Source organism: Paenibacillus sp. sgz302115, from assembly GCF_056120445.1.
Genome location: NZ_JBVYOK010000018.1, coordinates 74,244 through 94,425 on the forward strand (window position 1 = coordinate 74,244; position 20,182 = coordinate 94,425).

Consider the following 20,182-nt stretch of genomic DNA (forward strand, 5'->3'; position numbering starts at 1 on the left):
CTGCTGATCACGCTGATCCGTCAAAAGGTCTTGCGCAATAACATAAAGATGCCCTCTCCCCTTCCGATGATAATTGTATGCGCTTTCCCCAGCAGCACTTAAACGCCAATTACTCCCTGTATCAGCTTTCATATTAACAACAGGAAGGGAAAGTCTAAATATGGGTAATGCACGAATCATTTTAATATATTACGAAAATAGATAAACTTCTCATCTGATCCTATGTAAACAGGGAGTCGCGTTGACGCCACAAAATGTTCATTATAGTACAAAATAAGCCAAAAAAAAAAGAGGGGCTATGCCCTCCTTTCCGCTACACACTCCACGTCAAAACCAAGGCCCAGCACGACCAAAACCTTGATTTTCACTCAATCCAATTAATCTCATTTCCAGAATCTGTTCAGCAGAGAAAAATACTCATCTTGACAGTTTACCATCGTTACATGACCACCAGACTTAAAATGATATTCTTGCGCACCTGGGCATAATTTTAACATTTGTGCCCGTTGCATAGGGTTGGCGATTTTGTCAGTAGGGCTGTCCACGATTAAAACCTCTTGTGGCTTATTTACATACGGCTCAGAGGTAAATGTATAATTGAAAAGAAAATCCTCCATACAACTTGCCATCATAAGAAAATCCTGCTTACTATATCTTTTCATATCTTCTTTACAGAGCCCTATCAACCGATCTGTATCTTTCTGACCTGATTGTAAAGAAAACTTTGGAAAAACCATCCTCCCTAGGGCAGTAGTCAGTATAGATACCGGAAGCACCTTGAGCATCCTGCGCATAAGTTTGTAGGCTTTTACTTCTGATGCATTGGTAGTATAAGCATCGTTTTTATCCATAGAGGTAAGGCTATGGGAAAATATAATTTTATCCGCTACATTCGGGTAACGGCTTATCAGGTTTTGCAGATGCACACCACCGTTGGAATGCCCGATTACGTTACAGATTCTAACATCCTCAGAATCTAACAATGTCTTTAACCCTTCTGCGGTTTCACAAAAAGATTGTATAGGCGGCACGGATAATGCAATCGTTGTATATGTATCACTGAATTCCTCCGCCAAAGGTAAGCCTAGCAGATGACCAGTGGTGTTTGACAGTATAGCCAAAATAAATCTGTTTCCATTACCACTAACAGTATAACGCCAATGTGTATTATTCCAGTTCATGAGCTTTTCCGTCACCGTAATGTTGCCAAACGCATGTGTCGCCACTACCGTAGTATTTATGCTCATTGTACTTCCTCGCTTTCTGAATACAGGCATCGCATTAATATTTCAGTTTTCTTGAACTCATAATCAATAATATCCTCTGTTATTTGTCCTGTCAGCGCAAGAACATTCAATCCGTGCAACATGACATATATATGATTGCACAACTGTTCCGTGGTCTGAGGATTTTCAAATACTTTTGAAAGAATAAGGGTCATTTTGCCTATCGTTTCAGTATAAGCAGCTTGCATTTTGCTTTTTCTAATTTCTGCCGGAAAACTAAAGTAGTATTGATAGGAAATCGAGTTAAGTGTATTTTCAACATTTAATAAATCTGTCTTTTCCGCTTTAAAATACTTTCTAAAAACATTAATTAAACTTTCTATATCATTGACTGCCTCAAAAATACTCCATACATTATCGGTTTCATTAGCTGCTAAATCCAAAAATATTTCTTCTACGGAACGATAATGATAATAAAGGCCGCCAACAGAAAGATTGATGCGCTGTCCAATATCAGACATTGTAACGGCAGAGTATCCCTTTTCTATGATAAGCTCTTTCGACGCTTTCTGGATTTCCAATTTTCGCTTACTTCCTTTTTTCATAGTGCATCATCTCCCTATAAAACCGACAGTATCCTCGGTTTTATACTAGCAAATATTTCAGCCCCTATCAAGAAAATTATTAAATTGACTTCTCAAATCTAATCACTGAGCCATATAATTAGCTAGTTGCTTAAGCACAACAAAGACGCTTCAGGAGTAATTCCCGAGCGCCTTCTTGCTTTCTTTTATGTCAAATTATATTTATTTACTAGTGATTATTTAGGTTTTTCACATCAATTACACATCAATACACAATCAGGCTCGCTGTCCCACTAACTTCCCAGCTTCTGGATCAGCACAAAGCCCCTTGATACACAAAGCTTCTCTCCACTGTACTACTTCAGCTCCAGTAATGCGACTGATTCGATATGCACCGTATGCGGGAACATATTATCCTTGGATACGATCTGTAGTAATCCGCTGAAACCTTGATTTGACGGATTTTTTTCAATACACTTCCGTTCTAGGAAGCTGATTTCCACACGTTTCTGTTGATGTTTTACATCAATTTTACATCAATCAGGTTTAACTAGCACCAGCCCCAGGTAGTGCAAGGTAAGAGGATATGACATTACAAGGCATCGGCACCCCCACCCTGTTGAAAAGCACTTACAGGGGGATTTTGTTTTTGTGAGGAACCGATGAAGTGCGGATTTTATGACAGATATTAAGAGAAAAATGTTCAACGAGGGCAAAAGACTCAAAACTTCTTTGCCTTCCATGAGCTTCAGCTGAAAGTTGCTGCTGGCAGAGTACACAATTCGAGTCTGTCTCTGTATTCGCTTCTCACCTTCCGACGGCCAAGAGGCGAATACCCCAATGCTTGAGCTTCTTTACTCAACCTTCGCAGCTTGAAAACGGCAAGTAAGCCTTGATGTAGTTGGGCAAAGCGGAAATCCAATGCTGGAGTTGACTTTTAATCATAGCGGATAGTTTCTGACCGACTTGATTGGCGATTTCGTTCATTAATTCCACCAGTTGTTGTAAAGCAACTGCCCAATCCAACGTACCAACTTCATCACAAAGCAAATAAAACAGTCCGCCGAGCGTCCGCTGATCGGTGCTTTGCCGATGCTGCCAGGCCAGCAGAATATAGCGGGAAAAGACAATCGTGGTATGGCTAATCAGCAAATCGTAGGAGCGGCCTTGAAACTCTTTTTGTAGACGCAGCAAGGACTTGGTGCATTTAAAAAAGACTTCAATGTCCCAGCGGAGACCATACGTTTGAATGATTTCCGGTGCCGTCAGCGTAAGATCCGTCGACAGAATGGCGAGCCACTCGTTTTTCTTAGAGCGATGGCGGACAAAAACGACTACGACTGGAATACCGGGAACCAGCTCTGTATAAATCTGGCGCAAAATATTCCGATGCCTCCCCTGGACGCGCGAGGCGGCTTGGTAAAGACCTTTGAGATCAACCTGTTTGCCATGAATGAGATACCGCTTGTTGTCGTTTTTCACCATGCCAATGACGTGAAGGCCCCGGTCTACAATCCGCCCGATCAGGGGGGGCATGTGTAAACCAGCTATCCATGAGTACGTAAGCCGCAGAAACCCCGGAAGCGATAGCCCGCTCGAGCAGCTCAGAAACCAGATGCGGGGCAGAAAGTAAGGCTTCCTTCCGGCGTTTGTACCCGCAGGAGCGCTTGTCTATTCCCGGATTCATGCCGGTGATGCGTAACCGTTGAAGCTTGACAGAAACCCAGGTCTTTAAAGCCCTTGGGTTTCTTTTGTATTTCAAGACATCATGCAAACGGGATCACGGGAGGATTGGCAATATCTGTTTCTTATAATGCGGCTTCTGGGTAATACATAGAGTTGCATCCGTCTACATATCAAATGATTACAGAACAGGAGAACAAGAATGGAGAACCAGAACCGGGATACCTACCGCTTCCAGGTCAACTTAAGCGGTATGATCAACATTTTGTCTAACCATTTGTATAGCAGCCCGAAGGTATTCTTAAGGGAGCTGCTGCAGAATGGCATAGATGCGATTACTGCACGGCAGGCTTATTCCCCTGACGGATACGAAGGCAAGATTCATGTCGAGGTAAGCGGGACCTCAACCGGGGCGACCTTATTGGTAGAAGATAACGGAATCGGGTTAAACGAAGCAGAGATTCATGAGTTCCTGGCGATGATCGGACAATCCTCCAAGCGGGGTGAAGACTTTCTCTCCACCAACACCTCTTTTATCGGGCGGTTTGGCATCGGGCTCTTGTCCTGCTTCATGGTGAGTGATGATATCGTCATGGTCACCCAATCCGCCAAGGGCGGACCTGCACTGGAATGGCGCGGGAAGCCGGACGGCACCTATACGATCCGCAAGCTCGAAGGGCAACATGCTCCGGGCACCAAGGTTTTTTTGCGTTGCAAAGAAGGCTCCGAAGCTTACTTCGAGGAAGGCAATCTGCAAGAATGGCTGTTCCATTACGGCGCTCTGCTGCCTTATCCTATCCAGCTGGTGTCAGACCATACCACCCGCCTGATTAATCCGCAGTCCCCGCCGTGGGTCAAAGACCCGCAGCTGGCCCGGAAGCATCGCGACGAGGTGCTGGCCTTTGGCAAGCAGGTGCTTGGAGAGACGTTCCGCGATTTCATTCCCCTGCACACCACCTCGGGCCGGACGGGAGGCATCGCCTTCATTCTGCCGCAGGCGGTGAACCTCAACGCCAAACGCAATCACCGGGTGTACTTGAAGCACATGCTGGTCTCTGAAGCTGCCAGCAATATCCTGCCGGACTGGGCGTTCTTCGTGAAATGCCTGATCTGGACTGATGAGCTGCAGCCGACCGCTTCCCGGGAGCATTTCTATGAGAATGCCCAGCTGGAGCAGGTGCGGGAAGAGCTGGGGAACTCCATACGTCAGGAATTGATGCGGATGGCGGAGTACGACCCGGATCGCCTGCAATCTATCATTTCGCTGCACGCCTTATCCATGAAGGCCCTCGCGGTGGAAGATTTGTCATTCTATTCGATTATTCATGAATGGCTGCCGTTTGAGAGCACATTTGGCAGGAAGCCGCTTGGCGAGCTGAAGCAGCAGCCTCCTCTTTACTTCACTGCGACGCTGGACGAATACCGCCAGATTACCCATGTGGCTTCGGCCCAATCCATGCTGGTGGTGAATGGCGGATTTATTTATGATGCCGAGCTGCTGTCCCGGCTGCCGCTCGTTGACCCGGACGTGGAGACTGAACGGCTGCTGCCGGAGGAGGTATCGTTATCCTTTACCGATATTACCCCTCAAGAGCGGCTGGACTATTATGAATCCGTAAGACTCGCAGACAGTGTCCTGCAGAAATTCCGCTGCCAGGTGCAGCTGCGCCGCTTCAAGCCGGAGGAGATTCCTGTACTCTACACGCTGTCCGAGGAGTCCGCCCAGTGGCGCGTACTTGAGGCAACGAAGGAAGTGAGCACTGACGCCCTGTCCTCCGTGCTGGGCAGCCTGGGCGCTACGCTCAAGGATGCGGCATACGCCACGCTCTACTTCAACCTGAACAACCCGGTCATCGGGCGGGCATTTCATCGGGCGCACCAGAAGATGCTGCCCTCCATTGTCGAAATGCTGTACTGCAATGCGCTGATGATGGGACATTATCCGATGAACCGCCAGGAGATCGCGCTCCTGAACAAAGACATTATTCAATTTATTGATTGGGGATTGACGGCCAGTCACGTCACAGGAGGAGACGAATAGATGAACTTTACCGAGATGAGTTTCGACGACTTGATGGAAGAAGCCTATGGCCTGCCGGGAGGCAAGGCTAAGCTGGAGCTGCTGGAGCAGGCGGTACGGGTGGCAGATGCCGCAGGAGATATCGATCAGGGCTATGAGGCCCGCAGCGAAATCGTAGAGCTGGGCAGCTTCCACGGCTATCCGATGAAGGCGCTGGTCGCCTTTTCCTGGCAGCTGGGACAGTATGACAAGAACCCGGGCCGGTTCGATGATTATAGCCTGATGTGGTCGTACAAGTGGGTGCTGGACCGCATCTCCGCTTTTGCAGATATTAGCCGTGTCCAGATTGAGAACCTGCTGGAGGATATGAAGACCCGCTTTGCGGCCGAAGGCTACAGCAGCCGGACCTATCACTACTACCGGGCGCACATCCTTGCAGAGTTCGGGGAACTGGACGCTTCCCAGGCCGAATGGGACATTGTGCAGACTATGGACCGGGATGAAATGAGCGATTGTCTTGCCTGTGAGCAGCACCACCTTGTCGAGTTTCTGGCGAAGCGGGAAGACGACGAAGCAACCGTGAAGGCTGCCGAGCCGATTCTCAAAGGGAAAATGAGCTGCGGCGAGGTGCCTCATGTGACCATCACGAAGGTGCTGTTCCCCCTCCTGCGGCTGGGCCGTCAGAAGGAAGCGGATAAGCTTCAGAAGAAAGGCTACAAATTGGTAAAGGGAAACCGCGACTTTCTGTATCACCAGGGAGAGCACATTGGTTACCTGACCTTGACCGATCCAATCAAGGCGCTGGAGGTCTTTGAAGAGTATGTCGCCTCCTCTCTCGATCATGAGAACCCGGTCGATCAGATGATATTCAATGCCTATTCGGCCAAGATGTTCCGCCGGCTGGCGGAAGAATCCATCCGGTTCCAGGTCAAGCTTCCGGCAGGGCACCCGTATGAGCGCCAGTCCGGGGAGGTTGAGTCGCTCGCGAAGCATTTCCAGCAATTGGCTCTCGCCACAGCGGAAAAGCTGGATAAGCGAAACGGTAACGCCTACTATACCACACTCTTGCAACAATTGTAGACTGTGTTCCGGCAGCCGTCCTTGATTAAGGACAGGCGCGGCAAAGAGCAGCTCCCGTATTGGGGGCTGCTTTTTGTGTTGAGAAGCAGACACTATGCGTTCCAATCTTTTGCAGACAAACTGCATTCACTGATTCGTTCCCAGCTTTTGCTTAATGGAGCTAAGCTTTTGATTATCGTGATAAGCACCCGCCCGTATCACAGCGTTAATTTTATGAAGATTTTGTACGCTTTCTATGGGGTTGGCGTCCAGAAGGACCATATCGGTGTTTTTGCCAATATCCACGGTGCCCATATCGTTCATCCGATCCAGAAATTCAGCCCCATTCAGAGTTGTCATCTGAAGAACATGAAGCGGCGGTAATGTATCGTATTGGCAATGATAAACGAAAAACACAATCGGCAAAACTGGTTTGTAAGGACCTGGAGGAATTAATGCGGACGCTTAATTATAATGACATCACCGTAACACATCGTCAACACCTCCGGTGTGGGCAGAGCGACCTTTTATCGGTTGTTTGACGACAAGTCGGATGTTGTCCTGTACCAGATGGAATCAGTCTTCACTGAATTACTAAGGAGTGTGGGACCTTATTCCGATTCCAACGCGATGGTTGAGGCTTTATTTGAGATCTGCTATCCTCAGCCAAAAACTGAGCTTCGTTAAAGAAAGGATCGGTTTGGATGACAGGAGCTGGCAGTACTTTATACAAGTCCGCACGGCAATGCTTTTGTCCGCTCTGCGCGTTGCGATTACTCAGTTTAACGAAGACAATCCGCCGGATGTACTGGAGACACTAAACAAGCTTTTCGGCAAACAGCCGGCGTTATTCAATTAAGCGGGGATATCCGCGTGCTTTCGATTCGTCTCAGGTTCTCAGTGTCCCGGGCTGGAGATGAACCGAAGAAGCGGGAGTACTCTCGATTGAACTGTGAGGGACTTTGATAGCCAACATGATATGCGGCACTTGCTACCGGATAGCCCTCAAATGCAATGAGGTTCCTAGCCTCCAAAAGCCTTAATTGCTTTTGAAATTGAATAGGACTTAAACCCGTTGCCCTTTTAAACTGACGGTGAAAGGTATTTATAGCCATACCAGATTTTGATGACTTCAGGTTTTGTTATGGACCTATTGCTATTATAATTTCATCATTGCTTTATGGTTTTGGCTCCGGAACCATTGCGCCAGCGCTGCAAGCTTGGGCAGTAAATGCTTCACCTAAAGAAAGAACTGGTGCAGCAAATGCGACCTATCTGGCGTCTGTTGATTTTGGAATTGCCATAGGATCATCGTTATTTGGCATGATTTCAGCTTATACAGGATTAGCTATGGTCGTCTTAGAGCAGGAAGAATTTCTTGAAGTTATTGAAGAATAGATTTTCGGGGTCTGCGAGTCTTTTTTCGATTGATCTTTATGTGGTGTTTCTTCAAAATATTGTCATCCTGCGAAAGCCCCGATCGGGATGTCCTGTATATAATCTCATCAGTTATCCGTTTTATATATAGTTCTTCCTCATGTATGGGCACAGGATGGTAATATAGGCTTGTACGGCTTATACTCAGCAATTCCGCTTGTGATGAATAAATGTAACTCCATTATCGCTTTCATTAATTTGATGAGTTCATGATAAAGACGGTATCAATATAAAAATACTAAGGGGGATATATGCTATGGCACACGTAAAGGCAAATGGCATACAAATTGAATATGAAATTTTTGGAAAGAAGACAAATCCTACAATAGTGCTTATTGCAGGTAATGGTGCACAGCTAAATTTTTGGGAACCAGATTTTTGTGAAATGCTTGCAAAGGATAACTTACAAGTTATACGCTTTGATAACCGCGATGCGGGATTGTCTACAAAATTTGATGCGGCTGGTATTCCTGATATGGAAAGAATATACCAGGCAGCACAAGAGGGAAAAGCAATTAAGACTGCATATACATTGGAAGATATGGCTGATGATGTGGCTGGTTTGCTCGATGCGCTGGAAATAAAGAAGGCTCACATCTGTGGTGCTTCTATGGGAGGCACGATTGCTCAGGTTTTTGCCTATAGACATCCTTCGCGTATATGTAGTTTAATTTCTATTATGTCATCTACAGGTAATCCAAATAATCCGCCAATATCACCAGAAACATTGGCGATTGTTACAGCAACACCTCCAACTGGACGGGATGCATATATTGATTATACTTTACGTATGTGGAAAAACCTTTGGAGTAAGGGATTTCCTTTTGAAGAAGAACGCGCAAGGCGGTATTGTGAAGAAAGCTATGATCGTTCTTATTATCCACAAGGAGCTGTACGCCAAAATGCAGCGTTGGTCGCTAATGGGGATAGGAGACAACACCTTTCATTATTAACAACTCCAACACTGGTAATTCATGGAACTGCAGATACATTGTTTCTTGTTGAAGCAGGAAAAGATACAGCACGCACAATACCTAATGCTAAATTACTTTTGATCGAAGGAATGGGACATGATATGCCTAAGGGAACATGGAAATGCATAGTTGAAGCTATTGCTAGTCAGGTAAACGACACATCTCATTCATGTTAATGGTGCAAGATGCAACCATGTTTATTATGTGAGCAGAAAATAGATTAATTATTATCAAAAATTCCAGTTTGTCGAATTAATTAAAAATCTTATCAAGCAGAAAAGCGTGCCAGAAGTTCATTTAATACACAGAACTTTTGGCACGCTTTTTATTAATTATTCAGCCTTCCTTGGAACATGGTTGACAATTCACCATAAACTTTTCCCCAGTTACGAATAGGTATAGTCCATTTTTTCGCAGCCTCAAAAGTTGCCAGATAAAGAGCCTTGAGCAATGCCTGTGAGTTTGGAAATACACTTCTTTGGCAATTTAGACTACGGCATGAGGAATTTATGGTGGCCAACTATGAGCGGATCCCTACGTAAAGCTTTCCCATGAATGTAAAGTATCCTATCTTCGGAAATGCCATAAGTGCTTTCAAGAGTAGGCTATGGCTTCAACAGGAGTGTTTCCCTCCAATCTTTTCATTGTAATTAATACGAATCTAAAAAGGCATAAAAAACTCGTCCTGGCTGGCGAGAAGGATCAGGTATGCACCTGTATCCCGGCGCGTCATATAATTCCGACCGCATGTGCGTCACGATAATCACTTTTTCTTTCTGCATTTAATCAACTCCTACTGAAATAAAAAAAGCGCCCTTCAGTTTCAGGTAGAAACCAAAGAGCGCTACATGTTCATCTGCAATCCCTGGTTGGGATAGAGGCAGTCTGCAGCTTTTCCGCCTCACCGTTTTTAATAATTTCGTGGTGTGAGCCGATCCATTGTAAGTCCTCCAAAGCAACTGGCTCGGGAGGGCCTTGTCCATACCGGAAGGATTGGACAACCACAGAGATATATTCCGAGCAGCCGCAGTCCTCTACCAGCTCCTGATATGTCTGAGATCTTTGTATGTCCGCCACTTCAGGAATGCCGCCCATGATTGCGATGCCGCGGATACCGGTGATGGTTTCCAGACCGATGAGAGAAAATATCTTGCTTAATTATCTTTAATTTCTTACCAGCACCGCCACAGACTCCACATGCACCGTATGCGGGAACATATCCACCGGAGTTACCTCTACCGTTCTGTACCCGCCATCCTCCAGCACTCTTAAATCCCTCGCCAGTGTTGACGGATTACACGACACATACACCACCCGCTCCGGCTGCATTGCCAGAATGGTGTCCAAGAGCCGCGGATCGCAGCCTTTGCGCGGGGGATCGACGACGATTACGTCTGGCGTGATGCCCCGCTCTTTCCAGGCGGGAATGACTTCCTCGGAAGCCCCGACCGCAAATTCCACGTTATTCATACTATTAAGCTTCGCGTTGGCACGGGCGTCCTCGATGGCTTCGGGGACGATTTCTACGCCGTAGACCTGCTTGGCGTGTTGAGCCAGGAACAGCGAGATTGTTCCGATGCCGCAGTAAGCGTCGATCACGGTCTCGTTCCCTGTAAGACCGGCGTACTCTACGGTTTTGCCGTACAGCACCTCAGTCTGGGCAGGGTTCACCTGATAGAAGGAACGGGCAGATATGGCGAACTGCACATCGCCGATATAGTCATAGATTACATCTCTGCCCCACAGGACACGGGTTTCGTTGCCAAAAATAACGTTCGTGCGCTGGGTATTGACGTTCTGGCAGATGCTCGCCACCTGTGGAAGCAACTCGCGGATGCTGCCGATCCAGGCGTCCTGGTGCGGAATGTCGCGGCCGTTGGTTACGAGGACGAGCATCATTTCGCCGGTGCGGAAGGCTTTCTTCACGACGACATGGCGCAGCAGGCCTCGTCCGTTCTCTTCATCATAAGCGGTAATTCCCAGATCCTTGCCGATGCTCTTCACAGCGGCTACAACCTGATCATTGTCTTCATGCTGGATGAGGCAAGTCTCCATGTCAACGATCCGGTGGCTGCCGCGCGAGTAGAACCCGCCAACAAGCCCGCCTTCGGTGACGCCGATCGGCACCTGAGCCTTGTTCCGGTAACGCCAAGGCTCGGCCATGCCCAGGGTAGGCCGGACGATGATGCCTTCCGTGCGGGATGCTTTAGGGTTGGCAAGAGCCTGCCCGGAAAGAACCTCACCGTCAGCAACCCCTTCAGCCCTCTCAGCACCATCGCCATCACGAACAGCCTCACCAATGCGGCTGTCCTGACTGCCATCCGTATCTGCAATCTGCAGCTTCCCGATCCGCTGCAGGTTGTCCACCACCAGCTGGCGTTTCCACGCCAGCTGGGCGGTGTAATCCATATGCTGCAGCTGGCAGCCGCCGCATTGGTCATAGATCGGGCAAGGCGGCGCTATGCGGGCGCTGCTTGCCTGTACCAGCTCCAGCAGCTTGGCGTAGCCATACTGCTTCTTGGTCTTCAGGACCTTGGCCCGGACCTTCTCACCGGGAAGAGCTCCCTGCACAAAAAGGGTAAAGCCCTCTACGCGGCCTACCCCTTCCCCCTCATGGGTCATGCCGACAATATCCAGCATCACCTCGTCATTCTTGTTCACTGGCAGGTCGGCGGCAGGGGCCGCACCCTCCCGGCGGCTTGCACTGCGTCCACTGCGGTGTTTACTCATCTATGGGTTCACTTCTTTCATTACATTGTTCTATTAGGCTTTTAAATGGAAAAACTCCAGCTAATCCGCCGCTCAACATCCAAATTGGAGCTTATTGCACGAATTAAGTGGAGCAATTCCAACTATTTCTGCGCCCAGGGGCTTTTCGGCCCATTTAGTTGGAGTTTTTCCCTCTATTGAAGGTATTAATACTGCTACCCCGATTAATTATTCTGCGCAAAAATCCGCAGATGCTGCGGCAGTATATTGAAATTGCCCGGCAGGGTGCCGCCTAGCTCACCGTCCAGGTTAAGCTGGACATATCCCGGTGAGGTGACTTCCATGGCATCGGTGCGGAAATAGACAACCTTCTTGTCCTGCAGATGCTCACCGCGGATCGTCAGGCTGACGAGGCGGATGAATTCAGCCAGGTTGCATTTCTTAACCGCGATTACGTCGAACAGCCCGTCGTCGATACGGGCATCTGGAGCAAGCTTCTCGAAGCCGCCTACGGAATTGGTATTCGCGATCAGGAAGAGCATGAACTCGTCATGGATCAGCTCTTGGCCGTTCGCGCGGATGTACAGCTCCTGCGGAGAGAGGCTGGCCATTTTTTCAATACCCTTCAGGTAGTAAGCAAGCTGGCCCATCATGGTCTTCAGTCTGCTGGGAACCTCGTATGTCAGCTCGGTCAGTCTTCCGCCGCCGGCTATATTAATGAAATAACGGTCATTGGCTTTGCCGAGGTCAATCAGCCGCGACTCCTGGCGGAGAATCAGATCACAGGAATCCTCCCAGTTCTTCGGAATGCCCATCGCCCGGGCAAAATCATTGGTAGTCCCCAGAGGCAATATTCCAAGCGGAGGCAGATTCGGCTTCTCAGCCATCCCGTTGATTACCTCATTTAATGTGCCATCGCCGCCCGCTGCTATAATCAGATCATAACATCCGCGCTCTACGGCTTCCGCTGCCGCTGCTGTAGCATCGCCTTCCCCGGTTGTTGCATGGCAGGAAGCTTCTATGCCGCCAATGTCCAGCCGTTCCAAAACATCGGCGAGCCTCTTCTTCATTTCTTCCCGACCCGAGGTGGGATTATAAATCAATCTCGCAGTTTTCATTACCGGAACGCCACCTGTTTATATGATAGATAACTTTACTGATTATACCCAATTCGGGCCCCCACAAGCAATGTTGAAGACCGGGAAGAGGAATATTTCTATGCTTCTACAGGAACAGCAAGCCCAATGCGCCAGCCAAAAGCATAAATATATGTATGCCTCAGCAGGTAAAATAGATACCAGAAAACGCTATCTTTTTATTCCAAGTAAAAACGGCTACGCCGTCCATATAAGGACAGTATCCGTTTCAAAAAAACAACTCAACTCTGTCCCCGCAACCGCCCCAGCATAAGCTTCACCTGCTGCTCAATCCAATGCGGCAGCAAGGGATGCGGCAGCAGCGTCTGGCCCGAATAGGCGTATTGCAGACCCCGCAGCCGTTCCGGAATCACATGTTTGGTGAAATAGCCCTCACTTAAAAAGAGCGGGGCCACCAGTACCTCATAGCCCTGCTCCTTCCAGTACTCCACCTTGCTCCGCACACTGTCCGGGTTCAGCAGCCCGTAATCCGCCGCTGCGACCCCGCTGATCTGGCGCACACGCTCCGCCAGCGAGGAGATGCCCTGCTGCCAGCGCTGGCGGAAGCCTTCATGCCTGCTGCCGTGGCCCACGAGCAGTATCGCTTCCCGCTGTGGATGCTTCGACAGCCCGCGCAGCTTGTCCCAGATCATGACCGCAATATCCGGGTCATCATCGACCGGATAGCCGAAGTGCACCTTCGCCTTGACCGCAAAGCGTTCAAGCTCCGTCTCCTTCTCCGGCGCAGGTTTGGCTCCCAGCGCATACTCTATCTCATCGACATGCGTACTGCCGGAAGACACAAACAAGGGGATCACTAAGATATCTGTGACCCCTGCATATTCCAAGCTCTGTATGCCATCCTGAATCAGACGGCCTTCTACCAGCTCCAGGAAAGACACCGCTACGGGCAGCTCTTCTCCCAGCGATAAACGACTTACCGCCTCCTCAACCAAAGACACCCAGGCCTTGTCGCGGGAGCCGTGACTGATGATGAGTACGCCCGGCTTCATGAATTATCGTCCCAAACGTTCCAGCGTTAATTTATATCCGTCATTTCCGTAATTCAAGCAGCGCTTCACACGCGAAATCGTCGCTGTGCTGGCTCCCGTTTCCGCTTCAATCTGGTTATATGTAGAACCTTTGCCCAGCATACGCGCTACTTCCAAGCGTTGTGAAAGGGATTGAATTTCGTTAACTGTGCACAAATCATCGAAGAAAACATAGCACTCTTCCATATTTTTCAATGTTAAAATAGCCTCAAATAATTGGTCTATACTTTTATCGTTTAGCTTCTTAAGCTGCATCGATTATCATCCCCTAAATAGCCTAAATTTAACTATCTTGCTCTACTATATTGTACTGGAGCACATTTTTCAAGCATTAACGATTTCACGCTGTAAAGAATGAAAACGATGGACAAACGTCCACCCCAGGCGCACACAATTATTGCAGCTAATCACTTTCTCCTCCACAATTCATAGGATTTGCCACCTTAACTATAGTACTACATAAGCACTGAAAATCAAGCATGGACACGGTTTTTTCACTTCCGAAGCTGCCGGATAGGCGTTCGCCCTTTTCCGCTGCTATCCCGGTAAACCGGGCGTTCGTCTATACCTTATGTTCGCCTATGACATACAGTATAGCAAACCACTAACGAAGGAATGTGATGTTATGCCTGATCATTACTATAATCATTCCCGCCGGAACGGGCGTTCACTGGCCGGGTCATATCCTTCATCGCCATATCCCGGGATTAGCGCATTTCCCCAGGCACCTCAGACGCCACAGTTTGGTGAAGCCACATTGCTCCCTGCAGTAGGGACGGAAGTTGTGGATACCTCGCTCGCTGCACCCGCTGCCGAAGCGGCAGCCTCCAAGGCTGGCGGATTGCTCGGGGGACTTGGAAATCTGCCGAATATGGACCAGATTAAGGGGATTATAGACCGGCTGGGCGGCGTAGACGGGATTGTAAGCTCAATGGGCAAAGTACAGAAGGTTATGCAGGGGTTTCAGCAGATGGCGCCTATGGTGAAGCTCCTTATGAGCAACTTCGGCAAAGGCAAGAAATCGGCAGCAGGGGAAAAGGCGGCAGAGGAAGATGCAGCGCTCTACAGCCCCAAACGGCGTAAGAAGAGACGCCAGGGATCACAATCCCGCAAAAAAACGGCTCCGAAGAACCGTCGCAGATCCGCCCCTTCCTCCGTTAGACGCCGCCGCAGATAAGGCGGCGTTTAACGCTTTTAGCGGGCAGTCGTTAATCGTTCTGAGTTATCAAGCTACTTAAACCAGCCGCTGCGCCGGAACCAGTGAAACATCCCCACGCCAAGCACCAGCATAAGCAGCAGCACCCCAAGGTAGCCATATTTCCAGTCCAGCTCCGGCATTACTTTGAAGTTCATTCCGTAGATCCCGGCAATCAGCGTCAGCGGCATAAATACGGTGGTGATTACCGTGAGCGTCTTCATAATAGAATTCATACGGTTGGAGTTGAGCGAGATGTAGCTGTCGCGCAGATCGGCGGTCATTTCACGGTCTACTTCAATCATATCGGTCAGCTTCAGCAGATGGTCATAGATATCGCCAAAATAGATCCGCTCCTCCCCATTGCTCTGCACATGCTGCGAATTAACAATCCGGTACATCAGGTCACGCATCGGCACAATGGTTCGGCGCAGCTTAAGCAATCTCCCGCGCACGTTAAACACCTGACTCATTAATTCCTCCACCGACTCTTGGCCGCCCTGGCTTTCCAGATCGGCCAATTCGTCTTCAAGAGTGTACAGGCTCGGGAAATAGCGGTCCACCAGCTTATCCATCACCGTATACGCAGCAGCTATCGGACCGCCCGACCAGCCTTTGCGGCTATGTATTTCCGACTTCACTAATTCCCAGGCCTCGTCCATCTCCGGCTTCTCCTGATGGTGGTAGGATACCAGGAAGCTTTTGCTGAGAAAAAGGTCTATTTCTTCCGCCTCCAAGGTCTGTTCATTCAGCGCATGCAGCACGAAAAACTGGACATCCTCGTAATAATCCAGCTTCGGCCGCTGCAGCACATGCATGCAGTCTTCAATCGCCAGGGGATGGAAGTGAAAATAGGTATCCAGCAGCAGCGTTTCTTCCATTGTCGGTGTGGCAAAATCCGCCCAAATCCAGGCATAGTCCGCAAGCACAATACTTTGAAGCGGCAGATCTGTTATCACCTCACCCTTATGTGTTACCGCCAGTGTTCGTATCATCTATGAGTCCTCCGTTAGGTGCAATATTCCGTTGCCGTTGTTCATAATCATTGTACAGCATGAAGCCGTTCTCCCCCAAATTCAGGGTTATAGCCGCCAGCCTGTTTCCACAAAAAAAACCGCCAGCCCGCATTCCAGCGGTCTGACGGCGTACAAAAAAAGATGTCCGCAGCCGTCCGTGGCTTGTCGTGACATCTCATTCATGCTGCTTAGAATATGATTTTGAACACAATTCCCGCCAGCACTGCGCTGATCGGAATCGTAATGAACCAGGTAATGACAATACGTCCGGCTACTCCCCATTTCACGGCGGAGAACCGTTTGGCCGAGCCTACACCCAGAATGGATGATGTGATGGCATGCGTCGTACTTACCGGCAAATGCAGCAATGTAGCTGAGAAAATAACGGAAGCGGCGGAAATATCCGCTGCGAAGCCGTTGATCGGCTCAATCTTGAAAATCTTCGTTCCCATAGTCTTGATGATCTTCCAGCCGCCAATTGACGTACCAAGCGCCATTGAGGTTGCTGTAGCAATCTTAACCCAGAGTGGAACCTCCATTGTATCGAGCCGGCCCGAGGTTACGAGCGCAAAGGTAATGATCCCCATCGCCTTTTGGGCGTCGTTCGTACCGTGCGTGAAAGACTGAAAGGCTGCAGTGATGATCTGCATCGAGCGGAAGCCTTTGTTTACCGTATGCGGGCTGCGTCTGGCGAAGATCCATTTCAGAATCGTCATGACGATATAACCGATAACAAAAGCAATCAGCGGGGAGAATATCAGCCCCTCGACAATTTCAATGAAGCCGTGCCATTTGATATGCTCATCGCCTGCTCCCACATATACCGCTCCCGCGAGCGCACCGATAAGCGCATGGGAAGAGGAGGAAGGGATGCCGAGCCACCAGGTAACCAGGTTCCAGATAATCGCGGCGATCAGCGTAGCTATGACGATATCTACCCCGTTGTCCAGCAGGGTGGGATCGGTGATGCTGCCGCCGATTTTTTTGGCTACTCCGGTAAAGAGCAATGCGCCAATAAAGTTCATCGAGGCTGCCAGAAGAATGGCTGTGCGCGGCCGAAGCGCCCGTGTTGATACCGAGGTGGCGATGGCGTTGGCCGTATCATGGAACCCGTTGATGAAATCGAAGGCAAGCGCGAGAAAAATAACAAATCCTAGCACAAATAATGATGTTTCCATATTTCTAAGCCCCTTATGAGTTGCGCATGATGATCGATTCCAGCATGTTAGCTACATCTTCGCATTTATCGGTTGTAGTTTCGAGCCGCTCGTACACCTCTTTGCGCTTGATCAGCTCAATAGGGTCCTTAACGGTTTCGAACAGGGCTTTGGTGCAGATGCGGAGCACTTCGTCGCCTTGATTCTCCAGATCGTTTAGACGGATCGTATACTCGCGGATCGCAAGCAGCTTCTTCTGGGAGAGCAGGTGAACCGCTTTTTGAATTTCATAGGCGGACTGGCGGAGAATCTCTGCGAACTGCACGATGTATTCATCCGGATCCAGCAGGCTGTACATATAGAAACGTGAGGCTGAAGCTTCCAGACCGTCAATTACATCATCCATGCTTGTAGTGAGGTCCATAATGTCGTCCCGTTCCAGCGGAGTGATGAACGTTTTGTTCAGTTCCTTGATGATGGTGTGCGTGTAAGTGTCGCATTGGGATTCATATTTCTTCATCACCGCTGCGAAGTTCTCGACATTTTCCCGGAGAGAGGTAATATTCTGAGCGAAATAGTCTGCCGCCTGGACAATGGTATCGGCCATATTTTCCAATGTCTCAAAGAATATGTCCTTTTTTCTCAACTTCATTCGATTAAGCCCCTTTACATAAAATTGCCGTGTAAATGAAATGTGAAGCCATTCATATGTAAACATCATGAAAATGAATGACAACCCTTGTTATCTTATCATATCGATAGAAGGTATTGAAGACAAAGAACCGAACTTTTTAACATTAAAATGACATATTTCTAGAATATCCATAACAATTGTCAGATTTGCATGGTTTTCCGCTGCTTCAAGCCTTGCCGGGAGCCGGCGAGATATCTACATGGCTGTCGAAGGACGGGCTGTTCGGCACAATCAGAAAATGGGTCACGCCGGGATACAGGAGCGCCTCTTTGCCGTCCTTCTTCACAAAGCGGATCACATCATCCGGCTTGCGTGCCCATCTGCCCTTGATCACTTGTCCACGCTGAAAGAGCAGTGCTTCTCCCCCCAGCTCCACATCAATTTGCAGTCTCCCCACATCATCCAGCACCTTATGATCCGCTCCCAGCACGATGACATTGGCGGCTTCCACCGGATTCCCGTTGTTCAGATCCAGATGCGGACTGCCGTTCACCCATCTTAGATAAGTTCCCCGTTCCTCACTGTATTTATAACCCACAGTATAGCTCTTTAGCTGAAACTGAACATTGAACTCAGCAGCAGGCTCCCCTTCGACTGGAATATAATCTGGATTTGTGAAAAGATAGCCCGGAACCTGTACGGTCCCGGCGTATCCGAGCTTGTCCGCCCCCTCGCGCAGCTTGGCGGCATTGCTGTACAGATTATGCGGCGCTTTACGTTCCTTGTCCCGCCAGAAATAAGCCCCGGCCCGGCCAATCTCGTCCATGTCATCCTTTTTCTCCTTCTGGAGAATGGCATATGCCGCCTGGCTTCCTCCAGCGTGTACCGTCACGCCCCCGTAGCTCTCGCCAAGGTCGATCAGATAGGGGCGGATGCTGCGGATGGGTCCGATTTTGACGACGCCGGTATGGCTCTGGAAGATCCCGATCAGCCGCGTAATCCCTCCTTCGGCCAGCACCTCATACAAGATATCGGCCTCGCTGATTCCTGATTGCGGCCGGGCGGCCGGCGCGTTGTTGATCATTACCGCTAGCGGCCGGGGGAGCACGCTATCCTGGACCGGAAGCCCTGTCAGACCGGAGGTTAGCCCTCCACTGGCAGGCTCGGCTGTCGGCGATGGCTCGGCAGAAGCAGAAGGCGATGGCGCGAGGGTAGGCGCATCCGTCGGAGAGGGTACGGCCTCCGGCTGCTGGGCTCCGCAGGCGGAGAGCAGCAGGCCCGCAAGCATGCAGCATAATATAAGACGGGAAGAATAGCCACTAAGGGTCATATGTTTTGTTTCCTCCTAATTTCTCTTGAATTTATTTCACAGCAAAGCTTGCTTCGCAAGCAGCCGTCGTTTTGCTGTGCTGTCAGTTATCTTCCATTTAATCACAGCGGGCAGCATTTGTCTTGATCCCGGCGCATTAAAAAGGATACAGCCCATGTGTCCGGCTGTATCCTGCGTTTATTGTATGTCTAGTCAATCATCCAGCAATTCAGGCTGAGTGTTCCGTATTGGTAAGCCTGAATCATTAGCTGCGCCCTTCTGCCTTCATCGGCCGTTCCCATAATATAGAAGAGCGGAACAAAATGCTCCCTTCCGTATGTAGGAACCGCATTACGTGCATGCGGCGCTTTCGTGTCATAGCTGAACAGTGTTGGCAAATCCCATGCTGTAAGGCCCTCCGCTATCCAGGCATCGAAGTCGAGCGCCCATTGCTCCGGCTGGTCATCCTGTTTAAGCAAGCGCAGATTGTGTACCAGGCCGCCGCTTCCAATCAGCAGAATTCCCTCATCGCGCAGCGGCGCCAGCATTTGGCCGATACGGTACTGCTCCTCAGGGGAACGCAAGGAATCGACAGACAAGACCACTACCGGAATATCGGCTTCCGGGAACATCTTCTTCAGAATTACCCAGACCCCGTGGTCGAGTCCCCGGCCCAGCACAGGCTGGTGAGGAAGATTCTTGTCTGTAAACAGCCCGGAGATTCGGCGGCTGAGTGCGGGGTCACCCGGAGCCGGATAAGCCAGCGAATACAGCTCGCCCGGGAATCCGTAGAAATCATGCAAGGTTTCGTGCTGTTCGTCCACCGTTAGCAGCTGCTCCGGACTGTCCCAATGCGCAGAGAAGACAACTATGCCGCGTGGCGTCCCCAGATCAGCCCCCAGCCGCTCCAGGAAACGGGTATATTCGTTATCCTCAAGGGCAAGGAGCGGTGAGCCGTGTGCAATAAAAAATGCCGGTAATTTCATAGGGT

The 20,182-nt window shown here is 49.4% G+C and carries 18 protein-coding genes and 1 pseudogene; 5 read left to right on the plus strand and 14 right to left on the minus strand.

Going from position 1 to position 20,182, the window contains the following annotated elements:
* Positions 1-383 precede the first annotated feature (383 nt).
* From AC0LWN_RS25440 to AC0LWN_RS25450, 3 genes and pseudogenes are all read right to left on the minus strand, one after another.
* Entirely contained in the window at positions 384-1,247 is an 864-nt protein-coding gene (locus AC0LWN_RS25440) for an alpha/beta hydrolase family protein (RefSeq protein ID WP_458967022.1), read from the minus strand.
* Positions 1,244-1,831, minus strand: coding sequence for a TetR/AcrR family transcriptional regulator (locus AC0LWN_RS25445; RefSeq protein ID WP_474670327.1), 588 nt, complete (start codon positions 1,829-1,831; stop codon positions 1,244-1,246). The genes AC0LWN_RS25440 and AC0LWN_RS25445 overlap by 4 nt, the downstream gene beginning before the upstream one ends.
* A gap of 837 nt (positions 1,832-2,668) precedes the next feature.
* A pseudogene (locus AC0LWN_RS25450) lies at positions 2,669-3,506 on the minus strand (IS4 family transposase); the annotation flags it as partial.
* Positions 3,507-3,695: 189 nt separating this feature from the next.
* Between AC0LWN_RS25450 and AC0LWN_RS25455 the strand changes: the two are divergent.
* Together AC0LWN_RS25455 and AC0LWN_RS25460 are read left to right on the plus strand one after the other, a co-directional pair.
* The gene (locus AC0LWN_RS25455) at positions 3,696-5,534 is read left to right on the plus strand and encodes an HSP90 family protein (protein ID WP_474670329.1); all 1,839 of its coding nucleotides are present in this window, start codon (positions 3,696-3,698) and stop codon (positions 5,532-5,534) included.
* Positions 5,535-6,593 (plus strand): hypothetical protein, encoded by a 1,059-nt coding sequence (locus AC0LWN_RS25460; protein WP_474670331.1) that lies wholly within the window; start codon positions 5,535-5,537, stop codon positions 6,591-6,593.
* A 126-nt stretch (positions 6,594-6,719) separates the two neighbouring features.
* Here AC0LWN_RS25460 and AC0LWN_RS25465 read toward each other — a convergent pair whose 3' ends face one another.
* Together AC0LWN_RS25465 and AC0LWN_RS25470 are read right to left on the minus strand one after the other, a co-directional pair.
* Entirely contained in the window at positions 6,720-6,932 is a 213-nt protein-coding gene (locus AC0LWN_RS25465) for a hypothetical protein (protein ID WP_474670333.1), read from the minus strand.
* Between the two features lie 491 nt (positions 6,933-7,423).
* Positions 7,424-7,687, minus strand: coding sequence for a helix-turn-helix domain-containing protein (locus AC0LWN_RS25470; RefSeq protein WP_474670335.1), 264 nt, complete (start codon positions 7,685-7,687; stop codon positions 7,424-7,426).
* Between the two features lie 49 nt (positions 7,688-7,736).
* Here AC0LWN_RS25470 and AC0LWN_RS25475 point away from each other — a divergent pair, with 49 nt between their 5' ends.
* Both AC0LWN_RS25475 and AC0LWN_RS25480 read left to right on the plus strand, forming a co-directional pair.
* On the plus strand, positions 7,737-7,970 hold the full coding sequence (locus AC0LWN_RS25475) for a hypothetical protein (RefSeq protein ID WP_474670402.1): 234 nt from the start codon (positions 7,737-7,739) through the stop codon (positions 7,968-7,970).
* Positions 7,971-8,265: 295 nt separating this feature from the next.
* Positions 8,266-9,159 carry an alpha/beta fold hydrolase gene (locus AC0LWN_RS25480; protein ID WP_474670337.1) on the plus strand — a complete coding sequence of 298 codons (894 nt, stop codon included), beginning with the start codon at positions 8,266-8,268 and terminating at the stop codon, positions 9,157-9,159.
* A gap of 988 nt (positions 9,160-10,147) precedes the next feature.
* Here AC0LWN_RS25480 and rlmD read toward each other — a convergent pair.
* From rlmD to AC0LWN_RS25500, 4 genes are all read right to left on the minus strand, one after another.
* Positions 10,148-11,713 (minus strand): 23S rRNA (uracil(1939)-C(5))-methyltransferase RlmD, encoded by a 1,566-nt coding sequence (rlmD, locus tag AC0LWN_RS25485; RefSeq protein WP_474670339.1) that lies wholly within the window; start codon positions 11,711-11,713, stop codon positions 10,148-10,150.
* Between the two features lie 203 nt (positions 11,714-11,916).
* Entirely contained in the window at positions 11,917-12,810 is an 894-nt protein-coding gene (locus AC0LWN_RS25490) for a diacylglycerol kinase (RefSeq protein ID WP_474670341.1), read from the minus strand.
* A gap of 260 nt (positions 12,811-13,070) precedes the next feature.
* Entirely contained in the window at positions 13,071-13,841 is a 771-nt protein-coding gene (locus AC0LWN_RS25495; protein WP_474670343.1) for a sirohydrochlorin chelatase, read from the minus strand.
* A 3-nt stretch (positions 13,842-13,844) separates the two neighbouring features.
* Entirely contained in the window at positions 13,845-14,135 is a 291-nt protein-coding gene (locus AC0LWN_RS25500) for a YerC/YecD family TrpR-related protein (protein WP_019913624.1), read from the minus strand.
* A 370-nt stretch (positions 14,136-14,505) separates the two neighbouring features.
* On the opposite strand from AC0LWN_RS25500, the gene AC0LWN_RS25505 reads away from it, so the two are divergent.
* Positions 14,506-15,057 (plus strand): tyrosine protein kinase, encoded by a 552-nt coding sequence (locus AC0LWN_RS25505; RefSeq protein ID WP_458967045.1) that lies wholly within the window; start codon positions 14,506-14,508, stop codon positions 15,055-15,057.
* A 53-nt stretch (positions 15,058-15,110) separates the two neighbouring features.
* On the opposite strand, the gene corA is transcribed toward AC0LWN_RS25505, so the two are convergent.
* From corA to AC0LWN_RS25530, 5 genes are all read right to left on the minus strand, one after another.
* Positions 15,111-16,070, minus strand: coding sequence for a magnesium/cobalt transporter CorA (gene corA, locus AC0LWN_RS25510; protein WP_458967046.1), 960 nt, complete (start codon positions 16,068-16,070; stop codon positions 15,111-15,113).
* A 209-nt stretch (positions 16,071-16,279) separates the two neighbouring features.
* The gene (locus tag AC0LWN_RS25515; RefSeq protein WP_474670347.1) at positions 16,280-17,269 is read right to left on the minus strand and encodes an inorganic phosphate transporter; all 990 of its coding nucleotides are present in this window, start codon (positions 17,267-17,269) and stop codon (positions 16,280-16,282) included.
* Positions 17,270-17,282: 13 nt separating this feature from the next.
* The gene (locus AC0LWN_RS25520; RefSeq protein ID WP_458967049.1) at positions 17,283-17,900 is read right to left on the minus strand and encodes a DUF47 domain-containing protein; all 618 of its coding nucleotides are present in this window, start codon (positions 17,898-17,900) and stop codon (positions 17,283-17,285) included.
* Positions 17,901-18,108: 208 nt separating this feature from the next.
* Complete coding sequence (locus AC0LWN_RS25525; protein ID WP_474670349.1) at positions 18,109-19,212, minus strand: DUF3048 domain-containing protein; 1,104 nt, start codon at positions 19,210-19,212, stop codon at positions 18,109-18,111.
* Positions 19,213-19,400: 188 nt separating this feature from the next.
* Positions 19,401-20,177, minus strand: a complete 777-nt coding sequence (locus tag AC0LWN_RS25530; RefSeq protein ID WP_474670351.1) for a DODA-type extradiol aromatic ring-opening family dioxygenase — start codon at positions 20,175-20,177, stop codon at positions 19,401-19,403.
* Positions 20,178-20,182 lie beyond the last annotated feature (5 nt).

Bases quoted from the DNA above. Each gene is read 5' to 3' on its own strand.
- AC0LWN_RS25440 (WP_458967022.1), bottom strand. From the start codon at position 1,247: ATGAGCATAAATACTACGGTAGTGGCGACACATGCGTTTGGCAACATT.
- AC0LWN_RS25445 (WP_474670327.1), bottom strand. From the start codon at position 1,831: ATGAAAAAAGGAAGTAAGCGAAAATTGGAAATCCAGAAAGCGTCGAAA.
- AC0LWN_RS25455 (WP_474670329.1), top strand. From the start codon at position 3,696: ATGGAGAACCAGAACCGGGATACCTACCGCTTCCAGGTCAACTTAAGC.
- AC0LWN_RS25460 (WP_474670331.1), top strand. From the start codon at position 5,535: ATGAACTTTACCGAGATGAGTTTCGACGACTTGATGGAAGAAGCCTAT.
- AC0LWN_RS25465 (WP_474670333.1), bottom strand. From the start codon at position 6,932: ATGACAACTCTGAATGGGGCTGAATTTCTGGATCGGATGAACGATATG.
- AC0LWN_RS25470 (WP_474670335.1), bottom strand. From the start codon at position 7,687: ATGGCTATAAATACCTTTCACCGTCAGTTTAAAAGGGCAACGGGTTTA.
- AC0LWN_RS25480 (WP_474670337.1), top strand. From the start codon at position 8,266: ATGGCACACGTAAAGGCAAATGGCATACAAATTGAATATGAAATTTTT.
- rlmD (WP_474670339.1), bottom strand. From the start codon at position 11,713: ATGAGTAAACACCGCAGTGGACGCAGTGCAAGCCGCCGGGAGGGTGCG.
- AC0LWN_RS25490 (WP_474670341.1), bottom strand. From the start codon at position 12,810: ATGAAAACTGCGAGATTGATTTATAATCCCACCTCGGGTCGGGAAGAA.
- AC0LWN_RS25495 (WP_474670343.1), bottom strand. From the start codon at position 13,841: ATGAAGCCGGGCGTACTCATCATCAGTCACGGCTCCCGCGACAAGGCC.
- AC0LWN_RS25500 (WP_019913624.1), bottom strand. From the start codon at position 14,135: ATGCAGCTTAAGAAGCTAAACGATAAAAGTATAGACCAATTATTTGAG.
- AC0LWN_RS25505 (WP_458967045.1), top strand. From the start codon at position 14,506: ATGCCTGATCATTACTATAATCATTCCCGCCGGAACGGGCGTTCACTG.
- corA (WP_458967046.1), bottom strand. From the start codon at position 16,070: ATGATACGAACACTGGCGGTAACACATAAGGGTGAGGTGATAACAGAT.
- AC0LWN_RS25515 (WP_474670347.1), bottom strand. From the start codon at position 17,269: ATGGAAACATCATTATTTGTGCTAGGATTTGTTATTTTTCTCGCGCTT.
- AC0LWN_RS25520 (WP_458967049.1), bottom strand. From the start codon at position 17,900: ATGAAGTTGAGAAAAAAGGACATATTCTTTGAGACATTGGAAAATATG.
- AC0LWN_RS25525 (WP_474670349.1), bottom strand. From the start codon at position 19,212: ATGACCCTTAGTGGCTATTCTTCCCGTCTTATATTATGCTGCATGCTT.
- AC0LWN_RS25530 (WP_474670351.1), bottom strand. From the start codon at position 20,177: ATGAAATTACCGGCATTTTTTATTGCACACGGCTCACCGCTCCTTGCC.